The following is an 18,986-nucleotide window of genomic DNA, read 5'->3' on the forward strand; positions in this document are numbered from 1 at the left end:
GATAGTATCACCGCCGTGGAACATGAGGTACTGGCCGCGGTGCTCCAGGTCCGTACCCACGTGCTGCAGGTGCTGCTCTGGCAGCGGGCCCGAAAACCGGACGCCGGCCGGTGGTCGCTGCCCGGTGGGCGGCTCGGTCCGGACGAGGACGTGGAGCACTCGATTCGCCGTCAACTGGCCGAAAAAGTGGACGTACGACAGCTCAGCCACGTCGAGCAGCTGTCCGTTTTCAGCGCCCCGGATCGCCGCCCGGACACCCGGATGGTGGCCACCGCGTTCCTCGGTCTGGTGCCTTCGCACGTCGACCCGGCTGTGCCCGAAGACACATCCTGGCACCCCGTCGACCGGCTGCCGGAGACCGCTTTCGACCATCGCGCGATCGTCGAGCGAGCCCGCGGCCGGCTGCGCGCGAAGCTCTCGTACACGAACATCGGCTTCGCCATCGCGCCGCCGGAGTTCACGATTTCCGAGCTGCGTACGCACTATTCGGCCGCGCTGGGCTACACCGTGTCGGCCACCAACCTGCAGCGCGTACTAGCCCGTCGTGGCGTGCTGGAGCCGACCGGCGAGACGGCCCCGCCGGGACGGGCCGGCGGACGGCCGGCCGCACTGTTCCGGTTCGCCGCCGGCGGCCTCGAGGTGACAGACCAGTTCGCCGTTCTGCGACCGCCGGCCGGACCGTACGCGCATAGCAGCGTTCGCTAGCAAAAGCCCTGATGATCACTCGGTAAATCGTTATATCGGCCGATGTAGGTCAGAGTGCTTTTGAAACCTTGATTGGCATTGCGTAGCTGCCTAGGCTCTCGTCGGTTAAGCCGCGAAGAAGCGGGAATTTTCCGGGTTGTCGTCACCACTTCTGACAACGTTGTCATATCGGGAAAAGGATCACCGATGTCGAGACGTAGCAGTTTGGCAAGACTCTCCATGGCCGCGGCGGTGGTGCTGGCCACCGCCACGCTGGCCCCGACCGCCGCGAGCGCGGCCGCCCCCAAGCCCGTCACCGACCCCGCCTCGCTGGTCAACCCGCTGATCGGCACCTCAGGGGCGGTCAACACCTTCCCCGGCGCCGACATGCCGGTCGGGATGCTGCAGTGGAGTCCGGACACCTCGCCGCACCGCACCCAGGGCGGCGGGTACGAGTACAACGACAGCCAGACCCGCGGCTTCAGCCTCACGCACATCTCCGGCCCAGGCTGCGACGCGTACGGCGACCTGCCCATTTTGCCGACTATTGGCGCGATTGGCGACAATCCGGGCGCCGCGACCGCGAGTTTCTCGCACATCAGCGAGACCGCGCAGGCCGGCTACTACGCAGTGAGCCTCGGTTCGGGCGTACGCACCGAACTGACCGCGGCCACCCGGTCCGGCATCGGCAAGTTCACCTTCCCGCGTACGTCCCAGGCGAACCTGCTGCTGAAGGCGCGGGACAGCGCGAGCACGGTGGACGGCGCGCAGATCCAGGCGGTCAGCGACCACGAGGTCACCGGCTCGGTCACGTCCGGTCATTTCTGCGGCCAGGGCACCGACATGGAAACCGACTACACCCTGCATTTCGACATTGTTTTCGATCACCCCTTCAAGAGCGCCGCGACTTGGGACCAGGCCGCCACCGCCGCCTCCACCGACGCGGCTCCGGTGGCCGCGGGCGCTGCCACCAAGCCCTTCCACAGCGGCGCGGCCACCCCTCGTACGTCCATCCCGGCCACGCCCGCGCCGCGCGCACACAACGTCAAGGCAGCCCCGAAAGCGGCCGCGGCCGGCCCCGGCGGGCTGGCGTTGTCCTGGGACGCGACCAAGACCCCGACGATCACCGCCCGGGTCGGGATCTCCTTCACCAGCGACAAAAATGCTTCCGCGAACCTCGCGTCGGAAATCCCGAAGTTTACTTTCGACGCGGTACGCAAGGCCAACCACGCGGCCTGGAACAAATACCTGAACAAGATCCAGATCAGCGGTGGAACAGTCGCTCAGCAGGAGCAGTTCTACACCGCGCTTTACCACGCTTTGCTGCATCCCAACGTGTTCAGCGATGTCAACGGCGAATATCTGGGCTTTGACGGCAAAGTCCACAAAGCCGCCAAGGGCCACGCGCAGTATGCCAACTATTCCGGTTGGGACATCTACCGCTCGCAGGTCCAGCTCGCGGCCGTGGTCGCACCACAGGAAGCCAGCGACTGGGTGACCTCAGCGCTGAATGACTACGACCAGTCCGGCCGGCTGCCCAAGTGGTCACTGGCCAACGGCGAGTCGTACGTGATGGTCGGCGACCCGGCGGACGGCATCATCGCCGGCGCGTACGCCTTCGGGGCCCGCGACTTCGACAAGAAGCACGCGCTCGACGCGATGGTGGCCGAAGCCACCCAGCCGAACCAGATCCGGCCCGCACAGTCCACTTTGGACAGCAAGGGCTACATCCCGTACGACGGCCAATACGCCTGCTGCAACTTCTACGGCCCGGTTTCCACCCAGCAGGAGTACGACATCGCGGACTACGCGATCGCGTCGTACGCGAAATCGCTCGGCGACACCGCGACGTACCAGAAACTCGCCACCCGCTCGCAGAACTGGCAGAACGTTTTCAACGTCGGCTCCGGATATCTGCAGGCCCGCTACGGTGACGGCCAGCTTGTCCCGGGCTTCTCGCCGGGCACCGGCAGCGGTTTCGTGGAAGGCACCTCGGCGCAGTACACGCCGATGGTCAACCACAACCTGAAGGCGCTTATCGAGGCACACGGCGGAAACGACTCGTACAACAAGTATCTCGACAGCCTGCTCACGAATCTGAGCAACCCGAGCGCGACCTCCGCGGACCTCAGCAACGAGCCGAGCATCGAGATTCCGTGGGAATACGCGTACACCGGCGCGCCCTGGAAGACGCAGGCGGCCGTACGCGCGGCGCAGCAGGAACTCTATTTCGACGCTCCGGTGGGATCTTTCGGCAACGACGACCTGGGCGCGATGAGTTCCTGGTACGTGTGGTCCGAGCTCGGTTTCTACCCGGAGACCCCGGGCACCTCGACCCTGGTGCTGGGCAGCCCGGTCTTCCAGAAGGCCGTGATCACCCTCGCCAACAACAAAAAAGTCACCATCACCGCGCCGAACGCGGCGGTTGACGCGCCGTACGTGAACGGTGTGACGGTGAACGGCAAGAAGTCGGACAAGCCGTGGCTGGACTTCTCGTCCCTCACCGGTGGCGCCACCATCAACTACGACCTTTCCACCATCCCCAACAAAGTCTGGGGCTCGGCGCCGGCGGACGCGCCGCCATCGGACGGCACCGGACAGCGCGGCCTGTTCACCGCCGCGTCGCCGGCCGGGAACCTGATCGTCCAACCGGGTGCCACCGGCACCGCGAACGTGCGGGCCACCAACATCACCGACAAGGCGATCACGGTGAACTGGACCGGATCGGCGGCTTCCGGGCTGACGGTCACCCCGGCCAGCGGCACGTTGACGGTCGCCGCACACTCGTCCGCCAAACAGGATGTGACGGTCACCGCCGGCGCATCCGAGGGACGATTCCCGGTCAGCTTCGCGATGACCTCCAGTGACAACCAGCCGGTGCTGCCGTCCAGCGTGGCGGTCGCGGTCGCCAAACCCGGCTCGATTTGGCCCTACTTCAGCAACTCCGGTCGTACGAACGACGGCCAGAAGGTCGGCGGCAGCTACGACTCCAGCGGCTGGGCGTATTCGGCGACGGCCCTGGCGGCGGCCGGCGTGACCGGCGGCGCGACCGTGACCGCCGGCGGGGTCAGCTTCCTGTTCCCGGACCAGCCGGTCGGGCAGCCGGACAACATCGAGGCGGCCGGCCAGACCATCGCGGTCAACGCCCCGGCCGGCGCGAAGTCGATCGGGCTGATCGGGTCGGCGACCAACGCTGGCAGCGCCGGCGCGACCGGCACGATGACCGTCACCTTCACCGACGGCAGCACGCAGCAAGTCGCGGTCGGGTTCAGCGACTGGACACTGGGCGCCAACAGCTACCCGCCGCTGGCGGGGAACCTGACGATCGCGAAGACGCCGTACCGGAACGGCACGGACGGTGGCCGGCAGAACATCAACACGTACCTGTTCGCCGTCACCAACCCGCTGACCGCCGGCAAGACCGTCGCCAGCGTCACGCTGCCGATGGCCACCGGCGGCAACATGCACGTCTTCTCCATCGGCTTCGGCCAGTAACAGAGCCCAAAGAGAGGGACCCGTTGGGGCGGTCAGCCGCCCCAACGGGTCCCTTTTCTAACGCTTGCCGGCGAGGAGAACTTTGGCGACATGGGTGACGGCCGCGACGCCTCCGTCGTACGTACCGGAAGGGGTCAGGCGATACATGATCGCGACCTGCCACCGCTCGTCCTTGCCGGCAAACCCGACGCTGTTGATGACCCAGTGCAGGGTCCCGGCGTCGTGTTCCTGCGACCAGCCGTCCTTGTTGCCGGGGCTGGCCGCCTGGTCAGCGCCACCCCAGACACCCCACTGCTGGTTCTCGCCGACCGACCTGAGCTTGCCGACCAAGTACGCGCGGATGTCCGGCGAGGTCTTGTCCAGCACGTACGCCATCAGGTGGTCGAGGTCGTTCGGCGCGCACTTCATGTAGCCCCAGTAGCGGTCGAAACCGTCCACGAAGGTGGCGCCGGTCATCCCGTACTTCTCCCGCCACGTCGGCAGCTGCGCCGCCCCGCCCGCGCGCTTCCACAGCACGTCGGCCGCGTGGTCGTCGGACACCCGCAGCATCGACGACATCAGGGACTTGTCGCTGCTGGACAGGGTGATCTTGCCGGCGGCCTGCTCCTCCAGCAGGTACGTGGCGATGGCGAGCTTGACGGTGGAAGCCGTCCACAGCTTGTACGCGGCGTTGACGCTGTGGAAGACCGCGCCGGTCTGCCGGTCGCGCACCACGAAGCCGATCACGCCCGGCTGAGCTTTGATGTACGTCTCCGCGGCCGCGAACCGGTTGCGGTCATCGCAGGAGAAACCCTCTCCTGGGCCCGCACAACTCGGCGACGGGGTCGGCGAGGCGGACGGGGACGGCGGCGTCGTCGGTGCGACCGAACTGGCCTTGGCCGACGGCGTCGGCGACGCCTGCGCGGCGGAGTGGCCACACCCCGTACAAGCGGCGGCGACCGTGACCAGCGCAACGGGGACTGCAAGCGCCATCAGCGCACGTCGTATCACCACAGAAGGGAACGGTACGCCGCCCCGTACTCGCCCCTCGCGCGCTGGTGCGTGAGGATGGACGTCATGAGCGAAGAGCAGGGTGAGACCCGCGAGCCACACCAGGTCGTGGTGATTGGACCGAACGGCCAGCCGGTCGCGGTGGCGACCACCGGCGACGGTGACAGCGAGGAGCTGGACCCGACCCAGCTGATCGAGCAGCCGGCCAAGGTCATGCGGATCGGCACCATGATCAAGCAGCTGCTGGAGGAAGTTCGGGCGGCCCCGCTGGACGAGGCGAGCAGGTCCCGGCTGAAGGAAATCCACAGCCGCTCGATCAAGGAGTTGGAGGACGGCCTCGCGCCAGAGCTCAAGGAAGAGCTGGAACGGCTGTCCCTGCCACTGGCCGAAGGCACCCCGAGCGAGTCCGAGCTGCGGATCGCGCAGGCCCAGCTGGTCGGCTGGCTGGAGGGCCTCTTCCACGGCATTCAGGCGGCGCTGGTCGCGCAGCAGATGGCGGCGAGGATGCAGCTGGATCAGATGCGTGGCGGCGGCGGTGGCCGGCCCGCGCTGCCACCGGGCATCGGCCTGATGGGCGGCCCCGGCGGCCCGGGCATGCCGGGTCCGGAGCGCGGCGATTCCGGACACTCCCCTGGTACGGGGCAGTATCTCTAGCTGAGAAGTCGCTCCAGGACGACAGCCACGCCGTCGTCATCGTTGCTCTTCGTGACTTCGGTGGCGGCGGCTTTGGCGTCCGGGTGGGCATCGGCGACCGCCACTGAGTGGCCGGCCCAGCGCAGCATCGAGATGTCGTTGGGCATGTCGCCGAATGCGACGACATCCTCGGCTCGTACGCCATGGCGCGCGGCCAGCCAGTCCAGCGCAGCCGCCTTGGTGACCCCGTCGGCGGAGATCTCGATCAGCCCGGCGGCGAGGCTGGAATGGGTCGGGGTCGCCACCCCGGCCAGCAGTTCCGTACAGCGGGCCAGCAGCTCGTCGCCGTCCGCCTCATAGACCCGGGCGAGCAGTTTGAGCGCCGGCTCGGTGACCAGCTCGGCGAGCTCCAGCTCGCGGGGCTGCGCGAGATCGGCCCGTACCCGATAGCCAGCCTCCTTGACCATCCCGGTGTGCCGCTCGACCGCGAAGTGGACGGTGCCGAGCTCATCGCGCAGCCGCCGGGTCGCCTCGGCCAGGTTCGCGGGACTGATCGGCCAGGTGATCAGGTCGGTGCCGTCCACGTCCAGGACGCGGGCGCCGTTGCTGCAGATCACCTCGGCGTACCGGCCGATCCGGTCCAGCACCACCGCCAGCCACCGCACCGGCCGGCCGGTCACCACCACGAAGGGCACGCCGGCCGTACGGGCCGCGGCGAGGGCGGCGATCGTCCGCTCGGAGATGGTCAGGTCGCTGCGGAGCAGGGTGCCGTCCAGGTCGCAGGCGATCATGCCGGGCAGGGTCATCCTCCTATCCTCGCCCGGCACTGTCGGGGTGCGCAGGTACGGTCGGGGATTGTGAGAATTGGAGTGCTGTGCCTGCCCACCGATGACTGGCCGACGTGGCTCGCTCGGGCCCGCCACCTGGACAGTCTCGGCTATGCGCATCTCTGGACCTTCGACCACCTGTCGTGGCGGGAGTATGCCGGGCGGCCGTGGATGTCGGCGCTCCCGCTACTGACCGCCACCGCCGCCACGACCAACCGCATCCGCCTCGGCACCATGGTCGCCTCGCCGAACTTCCGGCACCCGGTGCCCTTCGCGCATGAGCTGATGACCCTCGACCAAATCTCCGCCGGCCGCTTCATCCTCGGCATCGGCGCTGGTGGCACCGGCTGGGACGCCACCGCGTTGGGCCTGCCGGCCTGGTCCACACCCGAACGCGTCAGCCGGTTCGGCGAATTTCTGTCCACATTGGACACTCTGCTGACCCAGCCGGAAACGACGCTTTCCGGCACGTACTACAGCGCCTCCCAGGTCAGGATTGTGCCTGGTTGCGCGCAAAAACCACGGTTGCCGTTCGGCATAGCCGCGGTCGGACGTAAAGCGCTGGCGCTGACCGCCCGCTATGGCGACGCCTGGGTGACGACCGGCGCGAGCCCGACCAGGCCGGTCGAGGAATGGCGGCTCAGCATCGCCGAACAGTGGCGAACCATCGAGGAGGAGTGCGCGAAAATCGATCGCGATCCAGGCTCGATCGACAAGATTTTCGTCGCTGGCGGCACTCCGGAGCGCTTCACCTCCACTGTGGACACCTTCGCCAATCTCGTCGACGAACTCGGCAAGGCCGACTTCACCGACCTGGTCTTCCAGCATCCGCGCGAAGACGACGAACGGTGGAACGACCCGATCGAGGTTGTCGAGCAGATCGCCCAACGTTTTCTTCACGGATCAGCGGAAAATTCATGCGTATCGGAGTGATGCAGCTCCCAACCGACGACTGGCCGACCTGGATCGCCCGGGCCCGCCGACTGGAAAGCCTCGGGTTCCACCATCTCTGGATGCCCGATCATCTGTCGTGGCGCGAATACGCCGGCCGACCGTGGCTTTCCGCCCTCCCGCTGCTGACGGCGACGGCCGCGGCCACCAGCAGGATCCGGCTGGGCACCATGGTCGCTTCTCCCAGCTTCCGGCACCCGGTCCCTTTCGCGCATGAGCTGATGACCCTCGACCAGATCTCCGCCGGCCGCTTCATCCTCGGCATCGGCGCCGGCGCGATGGGTGGCTGGGACGAGTCCGCACTAGGCCGCCCGGCGTGGCCCGCAGCCGAACGCGTCGGCCGGTTCGGCGAATTCCTGTCCACATTGGACACTCTGCTGACCCAGCCGGAAACGACATTTTCCGGCACGTACTACAGCGCCTCCCAGGTCAGAATTGTCCCCGGCTGCGTACAAAAACCCCGCATCCCCTTCGCCATCGCCGCAACCGGCCGGAAGGCCCTCGCGCTGGCCGCCCGGCACGCCGACGCCTGGGTCACCACCGGAGGCGGCAAGGACTTCGCGCAATGGCGCCTCAACATCGCCTCGCAATGGCGGATCATCGAGGACGAATGCGGGAAAATCAACCGGGATCCCAGCACCATCGACAAAATCTTCACCGCCGGCTTCATCCCGGAACACGTGACGGCCTCACTGACCGCTTTCACCGACTTCACCGGCGAATTGACCGAAGCCGGTTTCACCGACACGATCTTCCATTACCCACGCCCCGACGACGACCGCTGGAACGACCCCGTCGAGGTCGTCGACCAGATCGCCGCCCACTTCCACCTCGCCCCAGATTCCGGCGAACCACCATCCAGGCACCCGCGAATGTAACGGAACGGCTCAGTTTTTGTGAAGGGGGAAAGAAAAACAGACACGTACGACACTTTCGCGCCGTCAAGCGCCCTTGACACCAAACCCTAGCGGCCGGATTCGCCGAACCAGCGGGCGAGTGGGCCGGCTCGGCCGACGGCGCGGAGGCGGCGTTCGGCTTCTTCGCGTACGCCGTCGGCGGCGACGACGAGCAGGGTGTCGCCGACGGCGAGTCGGGTGTGCAGGCTGGGCACCGAGGTGTCGTCGCCGCGGGTTACCAAGGAGACCACCGCGCCTTCGGGGAGCCGCAGGTCCAGCACGTACGAGCCGTGCAGGCGTGAATGCGGTGGCACGGTGACGCTGAGCAGGTCGGCGTTGATCTGGTCCAGCGGCGCGACTTCCACGTCGACGTCGCGCACCTCGGTGTCGGCGACCACCCCGAGCCGCCGCGCCACCCACGGCAGAGTGGGCGCCTGAATCAACGTGAAAACGAAGACCAGCACGAAAACGATGTCGAAGATGAGCTCGCCGTTGACACTGTGGGTGGCCAGCGGGATGGTCGCGAGCACGATCGGTACGGCTCCGCGCAGGCCCGCCCACGACAGGAATGCCTGATCCCGTAACGGAATCCGGAACGGCAACGACGAGGCGAGCACCGACAACGGCCGGGCGAGCAGAAGCAATCCGGTGCCGATCACCAAAGCCGGGACGATCGCGGCCGGCAGCCGCAGCGGGCTCGCGAGCAGGCCGAGCAACACGAACATGCCAATCTGCGCCAGCCACGCAAGCGCCTCGACGAAACCGATGCTGGCGTGTCGGTGCGGCAGGTGGGAATTGCCGAGCCACAGACCAGTCAGATAGATGGCGAGGAAGCCGGAGGCGTGCAGCAGGGTCGTCCCGGTGTACGACAACATCGCGAAAGCCATTATCGCGAGCGGATAGAGCCCGGCGACCGGCAGCGACACCCGGCTGAGCACCTGCTGCCCGATCCATCCGGCGAGCAGCCCGATCGCGATGCCGACGGCCAACTCGTAGCCCATGGTGCCGAGCGCACCCCACAGTCCCGACTGCGACCAGGCATTGGACACCACAAGTGTGACCAGCAGGACGACTGGCGCGTCGTTGAAACCGGACTCGGCCTCCAGGATCGCCGCCAGCCGCCCGCGCAGCGGCAGTCGGCGCAGTACGGAGAAGACCGCGGCCGCGTCGGTGCCACTCACCACCGCACCCAGCAGCAACGCCGTACGCCAGTCCGTCGCCAGCACCCAGTGCGCGATCACCGCGGTCACCACGACGCTGACCAGCACCCCAACGGTGGCCAGCAGCGCGGCCGGGCCGAGCGCCGGCCGAATAGTGTCCCAACGGGCGGTCAGCCCGCCTTCGGCGAGGATCACCGCCAACGCGATCAGCCCGAGACTCTGGGTGAGCTCGGCGTCGGAGAACCGGATCCCCAGGCCCGCGTCGCCGATGGCCAGCCCGATGCCCAGATAGATCAGCAGGCTGGGCAGCCCTGTTCGTACGGCCGCACGCACCGCGACCACGGCCAGCAGCAGGATGACGCTGCCAGCCAGCAGCACGAGAGTGAGGTGTTCGCTGATCACAGCGGCCCGGAAAGTACGGCCATCGGCGTACCCCTTCCGCCGCACGACGCCTTCGGTAAAGCCAAGTTTACTTGATGGGGCGGTGCCCACCAAAACGCACAATACGCGCAGTCCACTGAGGACAGTCCGGCGAAACCCTGGGCGGGACAAAGAAAATCCCCCTGTACGCGCGAACGTACAGGGGGATTTGGGGAGAGACTATTTTCCGGTGAGCTGCGCCACTACCGGCGCGAGGTCGTCCATGAAGACCGAGTTGACGGTGACGTACGAAGTCCCGAAAGCGTCCCGCCGGCGCTGCAGTTCGTCGACCATCTGCTGGGGGCTGCCGGGCAACAGTGCCAGCGAGTCACGCTCGACCAGGGTGGCCCGGTCCGCGCCGACGAAACCCTTCACCCACTCCGGCATGTCCGCATCACCAACCACGAAGAGGTTCATCGAGAACTCGATGTCGTCAGCCCGCGAGCCGGCCGCGGCCCGCACCTCGGCGACCCGCTCAGCAGTCTCGTCACGAGTGACGAAGGCGCCGCCGGCGAGCGCCGCGATGTCCGCCTTCTGCCCGGCCAGCTCGCGCGCTTTCGGTCCGCCGGCGGCGATCATGACGGGCGTGTGCGCATCACCGTCGAGCTTGCGTACGTGATCGATGGTGTCGGAGATCTGCCGCAGCCGGCCGCCGGCCGACTCGTACGACAGGCCGAGCTCGGCGGCCTGGTCTTTCATGACCGGCAGCCCGGTGCCCAGACCCAGCTCGAACCGACCTTCGGTCATGCTGCTCAGACTGTGCGCGTCCCAGGCCGCGGCCCGGGGCGTACGCAGCGGGCTGGCCAGCACGAACGTGCCCACCCGCAGGCTGGTGGTGACGCTCGCGGCGATCGCCAGCGACACGGTTGGCGCCGCGAAATGCAGGTTGTCCGGGGTCAGCAGGGTGGAAAAGCCCTGCTCTTCGGCTCGTACGGCCAGATCCCGCCACTGTTTCGCGCCGCCCTGCGGCGCCGCCACCACCCCGAACCGGAAAGCCCTGCCAGCCATCACGCCACCTTCTCAATTGAGTGCACTACGAAATGATTCTACAGTGGAATCATTCTGAGAGCTAAGCACTCTCAGTGACCGCTCAGCTTCTCCAGCACCGGCGCGAACTGCTCCTTCGAGTCGCCGTTGAGGACGAAGTACGAGACGCCGAGGGCCTTACGCCGGCGTTCCAGCTCGTCGGCCATCTCCTGAGTGCTGCCCCACAGGCCGGCCGCCGACTGGGTGTCCCGGATCGTCTTCGCGTCCGTACCGATGAAGCTCTCGCTACGCGGCGACAGGTCGCCGTTCACCGTCCAGATGTTCATCGCGATCTCGATCCGGTCGGCCCGGTCGCCGGCCGCTTCCCGGATTCGCCCGGTGATGGCCGCGATCTCGTCGTCCGGCGTGAGCGCGCCTATCGCGAGATGCACGATGTCGGCCTCGGCGGCGGCGAGCGCGGTGCCCTTCGGTCCGCCACCAATCGCGATCATGATGGGCGTACGAGCCTCGCCATCCAGCTCCCGCACGTGCTTGATCGTCTCGGCAACCTGTTCCAGTCGCCGCGCCGCGGAGCCGTAGGGCATGCCCAAGATGGCGGACTCGTCCTTCATCGACGGCCGCCCAGAGCCCAGCCCTAGATCGAACCGGCCGTTCGTCAAGACCGTCAACGTGTGTGCGTCCCAGGCCGCTGACCTGGGCGTACGCAGCGGACTCGCGAGCACGAACGAGCCCACCCGCAGAGTGCTGGTCGCGGTCGCCGCGACCGCGAGACTGGGCACCGTCGACAGCAGGAAAACGCCGTCCGGCATCAGCAGGGTCGAATAGCCGAGTTCCTCGACCCGCACCGCGGCGGCTCGCCACTGCTCGCCGTCACCGATCGGGACCTGCGTCACCCCGAACCTGAATGCGGGCATCTCAGCGACCCGCCAGTTTTTCCAGCACCGGCGCGAAATCTTCGTAGCAATGCACAGTGAAGTACGAGAGTCCAGTTGCCTCCCGGCGCCGTTCCAGCTCGTCCGCCATCTCCGAAACGTCACCGCGCAAATACGACACCGAGTTGTGCTCGATCAGGGCTTTCGTGGTCGTACCGAGGAAGTTCTCCATCTCCGGCGGCAGCTCGGAATTCACCGCGAAAATGTTAGCGCCGATTTCAATCTGATCGGCACGGTCGCCGGCCGCCTCCCGAATGCCGGCGACGACCTCGGCCAGCTCGGCCTCGGGCAGCACCGGGTTGACCGCCAACTGGATGCTGTCGGCCTCAGCGGCCGCGAGCGCCCTGGCCTTGGGCGCGCCACTGATCGCCATCATGACCGGGGTACGCGCGTCGCCATCCAGTTCGCGTACGTGCCGGATGGCCTGCGCGACCTGCTCCAACCGTTCGCCGCCGGTCCCGTACGGCATCCCGAGAACCGCCGACTCCTCTTTCATCGACGGCCGGCCGACGCCGATACCGAAGTCGAAGCGGCCATCGGTAACAACCGTCATCGTGTGCGCGTCCCAGGCCGCTGACCTGGGCGTCCGCAGTGAGGCCGCGAGCACGAACGTACCCACCCGCAGCGTCGTGGTCGCGCCGGCGGCGACCGCGAGACTGGGGATCGGGGAAAGCCAGTGCACCCCGTCCGGCATCAGCAGGGTCGAATAGCCGAGCTGCTCAACCTGCTGCCCGGTGGCCCGCCACTGCGCGCCGTCCCCTCGCGGTGAACGGACGGCGGCAAAACGGAAAGGCCTGGTCGTCATGTCGGTTCCTCCTGCGGATCAATTCATGTCGTGAACGATCCTAAGTCGGAACTATCCGAACCAGCGCTCCAATTCCACCGCTACGCCGTCCTCGTCGACAGTCGCGGTCACCACATCGGCGACCGCCTTGACCTTGTCCGGGGCCTGGCCCATCGCGACCGACCTGCCGGCCCACCGCAACATCGGCATGTCGTTGCTGCCGTCGCCGATGGCCAGCACGTCGGCCACGTCCACGCCCAGATCCGCGGCCAGCATCGCGGCGCCGGTCGCCTTGTTCACATTCGGACCGGACACGTCGATCCAGCCGGTGTAGCCGGTTTCCCAGCTGTTCTTCGCCGGGTCGAGGACCGAAGCGACCAGTTCCTCGGCCCACCGCGCGGCCGCGCCATGCCACTCCTCACCACGAGTGTCACCGTCCGACGGACGAGCCACCAGCCGGGTGGTCGGCTGGGACAACAGCTCGGGCAGGTCGGCGACGCCGAAGAACTTCGACGGAAAGTCGAGGTGGAAGTCAGCGGTGTGCAGGAAGCCGGACAGCCCGCGCTCCACCGCGAAAGCGAGGTGTACGTCCGCGGACAGCAGCGCCTGCGCGGCCGGGGTCGGGTCGAAGGTGACCTCGTGCCGAACCTGCCTAGCGTCCGCGTCAAAGACCACCGCGCCGTTGCTGCAAACCAGCTGGATGCCGTGTAGGCCCAGGTCAGCGGCGGTAGGCAGGGCACTCCACACGGCCCGGCCAGTGGCGATGGTGACCGGTACGCCAGCCGCCAGCGTCGCCGCGACGGCGTCCCTTACCCGCTGGTTGGGCAGCGCCCGCTCCTGGTAATACGGCACCACCGTGCCGTCGAGGTCCAGGACAACCAGCTTCGGCCGCCAGCCCTGGTCCGGATTCGCGCCCGCCCGCTGGCTCATCCAGCCACCGGGGTGAGGACCTCGCGACCACCCAGATACGACTGCAACGCCTTCGGTACGCGTACCGACCCGTCCGGCTGCTGGTGGTTCTCCAGGATCGCGACGATCCACCGGGTGGTGGCGAGCGTGCCGTTCAGGGTCGCCGCGGTCTGCGGTTTGCCGTTCTCGTCGCGATAGCGGATGTTCAGCCGGCGGGCCTGGAAGGTCGTGCAGTTCGACGTGGAGGTGAGCTCCAGCCAGCGGTTCTGCGACGGCAGCCAGGCCTCGCAGTCGTACTTGCGCGCCGCCGACGAGCCGAGGTCACCGGCCGCCGTGTCGATCACCCGGTAGGGCAGCTCGACCTTGCTGAGCATCTCCTCTTCCCAGGCCACCAGCCGGTCGTGCTCGGCGGCTGCCTCCTCGGGTCGTGCGTACGAGAACATCTCCAGCTTGTCGAACTGGTGCACCCGGATGATGCCGCGGGTGTCCTTGCCGTACGAGCCGGCCTCCCGGCGATAGCACGACGACCAGCCGGCATACCGGACTGGACCCTTCGACAGGTCGATGATCTCGTCGCTGTGATAGCCGGCGAGCGCCACCTCGGACGTCCCGACCAGGTAGAGGTCGTCGGCTTCCAGCTTGTAGACCTCAGGCGCGTGCGAGCCCAGGAACCCGGTGCCGGCCATGATCTCCGGGCGTACGACCGATGGCGTGGTCATCAGTGTGAAGCCGTGGTCGATCGCCTGGTCGGCGGCCATCGTCAGCAGCGCCAGCTGCAGCTGCGCGCCGATCCCGGTGAGGAAGTAGAACCGGGCGCCAGAGACCTTGGCGCCGCGTTCCATATCGATGGCCCGCAGGCCCTCGCCGAGCTCCAGGTGGTCGCGCACCTTCTCCAGCTCCGGCTTCTCGCCGACTTCGCGCAGCACCACGTAGTCGTCCTCGCCGCCCGGCGGCACGTCCGGCTGGACCACGTTCGGGATGGCCAGCTGGGCCTGCTGCAGGGTGGTCTCGGCTTCGGCCACCGCGCTCTCGGCCCGTTTGACCTCGGCGGCCAACTCCTTCGTACGCGCCATCAACTGCTCGCGCTCGGGGCCGGTCGCTTTCGGAATTCGCTTGCCCAGCGACTTCTGCTCGGACCGCAGCTGCTCGAAGCGCAGCACCACCGAACGCCTGGACTCGTCGGCGGCCCGCAACGTGTCCACCGCTTCGGCGGACTCGCCGCGGGCTCGCTGGCTTGCTCTGACGGTGTCCGGGTCTTCACGGATAAGGCGCAGGTCAATCACACCTACGAGGGTACCGACACCGCCCTGGACGCCCGAACGCTTATCCGCCCGACCGGCGCCGGCAGGAACGTGATCGCGACGAACAGCACAATCGTCAGCCCGTCCACCGCCATCCGCATCCAGTCGATGCTCAGCCAGCCGCCCACCTGCTGGACCAGCTCGGCCGACTTCTGACTGCCTTGCCAGCGCAGCACGGCCGGCGCGAAGTACAGGTAAGTCGCGACCCGCTCCAGGTAGTAGAGGACGGCAGCAACGATCGCGATTTTGCGCCGTACCGGCGACCGCCAGTTGAAGAACAGCGCCAACGGCACCAGGATCCATTCGGTCAGCGGATTGAAAGTCGCGTAGAAACCCACTGTTCCGTTGCCGGCGGTCTGGATCATGCTCAGATACGCGTCAGGGTTGGGAAACATCATCAGTTCCAGCAGGATTCCCGGCGTCAGCAACATGGTCGCGCACAGCGCCACCGCGATCGCCGACGCGTTCGAGGCATTGCGCGGATTCTCCCTGAAACGCTCCAGCAGACGGCTGACTCCGTACGCGATCGCGGTCCAGACCAAGCCGAGCGATACGCCCAGCCCGAGTTCGACAAAGATCGGCCCATTGAATATCCGTGCTTCGAGAAACCCCAGCGTCGAGGCGAAAAGTGCGATGAGAACGTACGTCATCGGGCCAGCACCGTCCGCATTGCCGCCTCCAGATCCGCCGCCGTACCAGCGCCGACGGACCGCCAGGCGATGAACCGGTCTGGGCGTACGAGCGTGGCACCTTCCGCCCCGATGCCGTATTTCTCGCGCCAACCCGGAGCGTCCAGCAGGACAGGCTTGACCGTCACGCCCAGCCGCTCACCAACCTCACCCGCCGCCTGCACCCAGGCCTGCGATTCGGTCAGCAGTACGAAACTCCGGCCGAACAGATCGATTGTCGACGACTTGTCCGGCAGCCACACGTGCGGCGCATGTGACCCCGGCCGACCGGTCGGATGGGCCGGATCCTCGACGCCTGCACCGTCCTCGTCCGGCTCTGGTACGACCGCGCCGCCCGGATAGCGATAGCCGAGCAACGCCTGTTCCGGCGGAATAATCGGGTCTTCCTTACCGTCGGCCAACTGCGGTGCGGAGCGGAAGATCATGTTCGAATACTGCTGCCCAGCGACCAAATCCCCGTACGGCCGGCGCTCGATGTCGTAACTGTCCAGCAGCTGTTGACCGGCTTGGCCGTTGACCACCGCGGCCAGTTTCCAGGCCAGGTAAAAGCCGTCCATCACCGCCGTGTTGCCACCCTGACCGCCGTGCGGCGGCATGGTGTGGGCAGCGTCTCCGACCAGGAACACGCGCCCCTGGCTGAACCGGTCGGCGATTCGGTGCGCGATCCCGGTCGCCGCGCGATCGACGATTTTCACTTCCAGATCAGCGATTCCAACCGCGATGCGCACCTTTTCCACCAGCTCCGCTTCGGAATAGCTGTCCCAGCCGCGGATTTCCGGGTCGTACGCGAAAACCACCACCCACCGGCCGGGCGTGTCCGTGCTGACGAAGCTGCCGGTCCCCTCGACCTCACTCAGCTCTCGGTTCTGCAGGTAGAACAAAGCAAACTCTCGGCCCTTGACGACCTCGTCGAGATCGGCGTCAAAGAGAATGACCATCGCGTGGCCGAGATCGCCGCGACCGTGCCAGCCGATGCCCAGACGGGCCCGGATCTCGCCGCGCCAGCCGTCGGCAGCGACCAGATAATCCGCGGTGACAGAGGAGATCTCGCCGGTCTTCAGGTCTTTCAGTTCGGCGGTAACGCCGTTCGCGTCCTGACTGAAGGACTCCAGTCGCGTACCAAACCTCAGCTCGGCGCCCAGCTCGCGGGCCCGGTCGGCCAGAATCGGCTCGGCCCGCTCCTGGCTGGCCATCGCCATGGTCGCCGGCGAGAGATGCGACCAGTCCGGCCACTCCTCGCCGAGGATCTCGTGGATCGGCGGGCCGGTCACCGTCTGGGCGATCACGATCGGCATGCCGAGGCTGATGTCATAGCCGGCAGCTGTCATCTTCTCCGCTACTCCGGCGTACGACAGCGCCTCCATCGTGTGCCAGGACTGGCCTCGCGCCTTGGGCTGGTTGGACGTGCTCGGATGCCTCTCCACCAGCAGAGATGGCACTCCGTGCAGGCCCAGGAACAGCGCCGTCGAAGTGCCGGCGAGACCGGCGCCGACGATCAGGACGGGCACATGGTTATTGGTCATGATTCCTCGTTTCGAACGGTGTTCGTCTGACGAACACCGTTCTATCAACGAACACTGTTCGAGTCAAGTACACTGTTCGGCATGGCCACTGATCTGCCTGAACCACCGTGGCGCCGAACGACGTCCCGACCAGTCAAACGACAGCTCTCCACCGAGCTGATCGTGAGCACGGCACTGGACGTGATGGCCAAGGACGGCCTCGACGCGGTCAGCATGCGGCGGGTGGCGCAGCAGCTCGACACCGGTGCGGCGTCGCTTTATGCGCACGTACGCAACAAAAGCGAGCTGCATGAGCTGATGTACGACCAGATCATGAGCACCATCGAGGTGCCCGAGATCGACCCGGCGCGGTGGCAGGAGCAGCTCAAGGAGCTGGCCCGCACGCTGACCAAGGTGATGCTGGACAACCCGGGGGTGGCCCGGATCGCGATGCACACACTGATCCCGACCAGCCCGCAGATGCTGATGGGGATGGACCGGATCCTCGGGTTGCTGGCCGCCGGTGGGCTGCCAGCCAAGGTCGCTTCCTACGTCGCCGACGCGGTCGCGCTCTATACGACGGCGATCGCGTACGAGGCCAGTCTGTGGTCAGACGCCGAGGGTGGCGTGGAAGAGGCTCAGCGGCGGATGGGGCAGATCGACGACTATCTGAGCGCACTGCCGCCCGACCAGCTCGTCCACCTGCGCGCAATGGCGCCGGTGATGGCGGCCGACGACGCGGCCGAGCGCTTCGAGTTCGCGCTCGACCTGCTTATCGGCGGCCTGGATCGCTATGCGCAGAAGCCAGCCACTGATTGACCGCACTGAACAACAGTGGCGCGTTGCGGTGCAGATCCGCCGAATGACCGGCACCCGGCAACACAAAAGTGGTGATGGGCACCGAAAAATACAGCTGCTCGCGGGACTTGACCGTTCTCGCGTCCGTGCAAGGGGTCAGCGGTCCGCAGAAAATCGAGTCGTATTGGCCGGTGCCGAGGAAAACCGGAATGCGAATCGGCAGCGTGACGGTCGGCAGAATGGTCGGCACGATGGTGACCTCCTCGGTGGGCGTGCCGTACGTCTTCACCGACTCGTCGTACGCGATCATCGCCGGATCGGCGTCCGCGGTCGAAAAGAAGACCGCCCGGTGCCCGCCCTGGAGCGCGGTCAGGTAACCCAGCGGCGCGCTTGCCAACCGTGGATCCAAAATCGCCGGCACGGACGTGACCACGACACCGGGCGTACCCACCCACAGGGGATAGTGCAGCCAGTCGGTCAGCACCAGCGAGTCGGCGTCGTTGTAGATGCCGGACTCCGACTGCGCGATCGCGGCGCCCATCGAATGGCCGACCAGCACCACCTTCCTGGCCGCACTGCCGGTGATCTTTCCTTTGCGCAGGCCAGAAATCAGTTGATGCACGGTCCACACGTGGGTGGGCACGCTGACCGAGGTGACCAACGGTTTGGTGGACAGGCCGCTCCCGAGCCGGTCGAAGGACACCGTCACGTAGCCGGCCCGAGTGGCCGAGCGGACCCACGAAGAGCGATCCGGGTCAATCGCCGGATCCCAGTAATGGTGGTCGTACGTGTAGCCGGCCACCAACAGTTGCACAGGCTTTCCCACCACTGGGCCGATCGCACAGACCCATGCGGCGATCGTCTGGTTGACGGCCGCGCCAGGCGCCAGTGACACCGGTACGGTTTCCCGCTGGCACGTCGGAACCGCGGAGGTGACGGCTGGTCTGGGGTCAGCCAACACCCGCGCCGTGGAGAAAACGCCCATGAAGAGCAGCACGGCGATCCCCGCCACGAACAGCTTGCGCATC

17 protein-coding genes are annotated in these 18,986 nt (G+C 67.0%); 6 read left to right on the forward strand and 11 right to left on the reverse strand.

What is annotated here, in order from left to right; all coding sequences use genetic code 11:
• Nucleotides 1–6 precede the first annotated feature (6 nt).
• Nucleotides 7–705, forward strand: a complete 699-nt coding sequence (locus ABD301_RS13385; protein ID WP_425551944.1) for an NUDIX hydrolase — start codon at nt 7–9, stop codon at nt 703–705.
• Between the two features lie 186 nt (nt 706–891).
• The gene (locus tag ABD301_RS13390; RefSeq protein ID WP_344310308.1) at nt 892–4,179 is read left to right on the forward strand and encodes a GH92 family glycosyl hydrolase; all 3,288 of its coding nucleotides are present in this window, start codon (nt 892–894) and stop codon (nt 4,177–4,179) included.
• A gap of 57 nt (nt 4,180–4,236) precedes the next feature.
• On the opposite strand, the gene ABD301_RS13395 is transcribed toward ABD301_RS13390, so the two are convergent.
• Nucleotides 4,237–5,151 (reverse strand): serine hydrolase, encoded by a 915-nt coding sequence (locus tag ABD301_RS13395; RefSeq protein WP_344310310.1) that lies wholly within the window; start codon nt 5,149–5,151, stop codon nt 4,237–4,239.
• Between the two features lie 84 nt (nt 5,152–5,235).
• Between ABD301_RS13395 and ABD301_RS13400 the strand changes: the two genes are divergently transcribed.
• Nucleotides 5,236–5,823 carry a bacterial proteasome activator family protein gene (locus ABD301_RS13400; RefSeq protein WP_163568561.1) on the forward strand — a complete coding sequence of 196 codons (588 nt, stop codon included), beginning with the start codon at nt 5,236–5,238 and terminating at the stop codon, nt 5,821–5,823.
• Here ABD301_RS13400 and ABD301_RS13405 read toward each other — a convergent pair.
• Nucleotides 5,820–6,608 carry an HAD family hydrolase gene (locus ABD301_RS13405; RefSeq protein ID WP_344310312.1) on the reverse strand — a complete coding sequence of 263 codons (789 nt, stop codon included), beginning with the start codon at nt 6,606–6,608 and terminating at the stop codon, nt 5,820–5,822. The two genes, ABD301_RS13400 and ABD301_RS13405, sit on opposite strands and share 4 nt — an antisense overlap.
• 51 nt (nt 6,609–6,659) lie before the next feature.
• Here ABD301_RS13405 and ABD301_RS13410 point away from each other — a divergent pair, with 51 nt between their 5' ends.
• Both ABD301_RS13410 and ABD301_RS13415 read left to right on the forward strand, forming a co-directional pair.
• A complete protein-coding gene (locus ABD301_RS13410; RefSeq protein ID WP_163568560.1) occupies nt 6,660–7,562 on the forward strand; it encodes an LLM class flavin-dependent oxidoreductase in 903 nt (300 codons plus the stop codon).
• Nucleotides 7,547–8,458, forward strand: coding sequence for an LLM class flavin-dependent oxidoreductase (locus ABD301_RS13415; protein WP_344310315.1), 912 nt, complete (start codon nt 7,547–7,549; stop codon nt 8,456–8,458). The genes ABD301_RS13410 and ABD301_RS13415 overlap by 16 nt, the downstream gene beginning before the upstream one ends.
• Nucleotides 8,459–8,544: 86 nt before the next feature.
• Here the strand turns inward: ABD301_RS13415 and ABD301_RS13420 are convergent, their stop codons facing one another.
• The 8 genes from ABD301_RS13420 to ABD301_RS13455 form a co-directional block, all read right to left on the reverse strand.
• Nucleotides 8,545–10,038, reverse strand: a complete 1,494-nt coding sequence (locus ABD301_RS13420; RefSeq protein WP_425551945.1) for a potassium/proton antiporter — start codon at nt 10,036–10,038, stop codon at nt 8,545–8,547.
• A 198-nt stretch (nt 10,039–10,236) separates the two neighbouring features.
• Nucleotides 10,237–11,064, reverse strand: a complete 828-nt coding sequence (locus ABD301_RS13425) for an LLM class flavin-dependent oxidoreductase (protein ID WP_344310319.1) — start codon at nt 11,062–11,064, stop codon at nt 10,237–10,239.
• A 71-nt stretch (nt 11,065–11,135) separates the two neighbouring features.
• Nucleotides 11,136–11,957 (reverse strand): LLM class flavin-dependent oxidoreductase, encoded by an 822-nt coding sequence (locus ABD301_RS13430; RefSeq protein WP_163568558.1) that lies wholly within the window; start codon nt 11,955–11,957, stop codon nt 11,136–11,138.
• Between the two features lies 1 nt (nt 11,958).
• Nucleotides 11,959–12,780, reverse strand: coding sequence for an LLM class flavin-dependent oxidoreductase (locus ABD301_RS13435; RefSeq protein WP_344310322.1), 822 nt, complete (start codon nt 12,778–12,780; stop codon nt 11,959–11,961).
• Nucleotides 12,781–12,831: 51 nt separating this feature from the next.
• On the reverse strand, nt 12,832–13,689 hold the full coding sequence (locus ABD301_RS13440) for an HAD family hydrolase (RefSeq protein WP_344310324.1): 858 nt from the start codon (nt 13,687–13,689) through the stop codon (nt 12,832–12,834).
• Nucleotides 13,686–14,951, reverse strand: coding sequence for a serine--tRNA ligase (serS, locus tag ABD301_RS13445; RefSeq protein ID WP_344310326.1), 1,266 nt, complete (start codon nt 14,949–14,951; stop codon nt 13,686–13,688). Before serS ends, ABD301_RS13440 begins: the two co-directional genes overlap by 4 nt.
• Nucleotides 14,952–14,953: 2 nt before the next feature.
• Nucleotides 14,954–15,619 carry a hypothetical protein gene (locus ABD301_RS13450; protein ID WP_344310328.1) on the reverse strand — a complete coding sequence of 222 codons (666 nt, stop codon included), beginning with the start codon at nt 15,617–15,619 and terminating at the stop codon, nt 14,954–14,956.
• Nucleotides 15,616–17,181 (reverse strand): FAD-dependent monooxygenase, encoded by a 1,566-nt coding sequence (locus ABD301_RS13455; RefSeq protein WP_344310330.1) that lies wholly within the window; start codon nt 17,179–17,181, stop codon nt 15,616–15,618. The genes ABD301_RS13450 and ABD301_RS13455 overlap by 4 nt, the downstream gene beginning before the upstream one ends.
• Before the next feature lie 81 nt (nt 17,182–17,262).
• On the opposite strand from ABD301_RS13455, the gene ABD301_RS13460 reads away from it, so the two are divergent.
• Nucleotides 17,263–17,979, forward strand: a complete 717-nt coding sequence (locus ABD301_RS13460; protein WP_163568551.1) for a TetR/AcrR family transcriptional regulator — start codon at nt 17,263–17,265, stop codon at nt 17,977–17,979.
• Here ABD301_RS13460 and ABD301_RS13465 read toward each other — a convergent pair.
• On the reverse strand, nt 17,933–18,985 hold the full coding sequence (locus ABD301_RS13465) for an alpha/beta hydrolase (RefSeq protein WP_344310334.1): 1,053 nt from the start codon (nt 18,983–18,985) through the stop codon (nt 17,933–17,935). The genes ABD301_RS13460 and ABD301_RS13465 overlap by 47 nt on opposite strands.
• Nucleotide 18,986 lies beyond the last annotated feature (1 nt).

This window comes from Fodinicola feengrottensis (assembly GCF_039530045.1).
GTDB classification, from domain to species: Bacteria; Actinomycetota; Actinomycetes; order Mycobacteriales; family HKI-0501; genus Fodinicola; species Fodinicola feengrottensis.